The 956-nt window shown below is 29.3% G+C and carries 1 protein-coding gene; it reads right to left on the bottom strand.

Features of this window, described 5'->3' with window-relative positions; translation table 11 throughout:
- Nucleotides 1-731, bottom strand: a 731-nt coding sequence (locus ACF91D_RS30710) for a replication initiation protein (protein WP_392438538.1), incomplete at its 3' end; no start/stop codon positions are given.
- Between the last annotated feature and the right edge of the window lie 225 nt (nucleotides 732-956).

Below are 956 nucleotides of genomic sequence, written 5' to 3'. Positions count from 1 at the left end.
GTATTATGCTTTGGTTTACCTACATTCGCCATATCGGGTTGTCGCTTGCTATGAATGCGTTTTTCAGGTTCAAAAGTAAATTCTAACCATTCGATTTTACGTGATTTCTTAGCAGAAATTTTATTAATATTAAGGTCTTTAAATATAAAACCTAATTCATTAATAATTGGCTTGAATACCCGTTTGTTAATATCATTCATTTTATATGATTTAGGGATATCTAAACGTTCTCTCAAATCATCCATTCCAATTTTAAAATAGCCAGTATGCTTATACTGCTTTAAAATCCTAAACATATTTTTGGCGTAAGTTGATTTGAGCTGTGTCATCTCTTGAAGTTCAAATTTAGTAAAGTTACCAGTTAATTCATTCAAGATATGTTTTAACTCTGGTGCAGTAGATATTTGTAATGTTTTTTCATTCAAGTCAATTTCATATTTATAAAATAAAACAAAACTTGTGATTTTATTTTCAGTACGAATTGTGTAATTAATATTTAACATTTTACTATAAACGTGTTGTAAATCAGCTACGAATTTATCCATATGCCTTATATCTGGGTTATAAGCGCTTAATTCTTTTAGTTCATCAAACGTTAACGTTAATGTTTCGCAGTCTTTTTCTTTCAGTTTATTACACATAGCGAAAAATAAATCTATTTCTGTACTTGTAAACTTTCTTAAAGGTACTAAATTCAATGCGTTTTGGTACACAACAGTCTCTCCAGTCATGTTATAATCACTCCTATACAGTATATATATCTTTTTAAAAGGGACTAATTAGAGGTTAGTCCCTTTTTTTATTTGTTAAAAACCATAATAAAGCAAATAAATGCAACAGTCAAATACTAAAAGGGACTAATTATATTTACGTCCTGTACAGTGTGATAAAATGTCCCCCTTAGTGTGATAAAATGTCCCCCTTAGTGTGATAAAATGTCCCCCTTAGTGTGATAA

The sequence above is a fragment of the Staphylococcus sp. 231237_7MaSpsaltlick genome (genome assembly GCF_043107035.1).
Note: the sequence above shows the minus strand (reverse complement) of the source record. Positions and strands in the feature narration are given on the sequence as shown.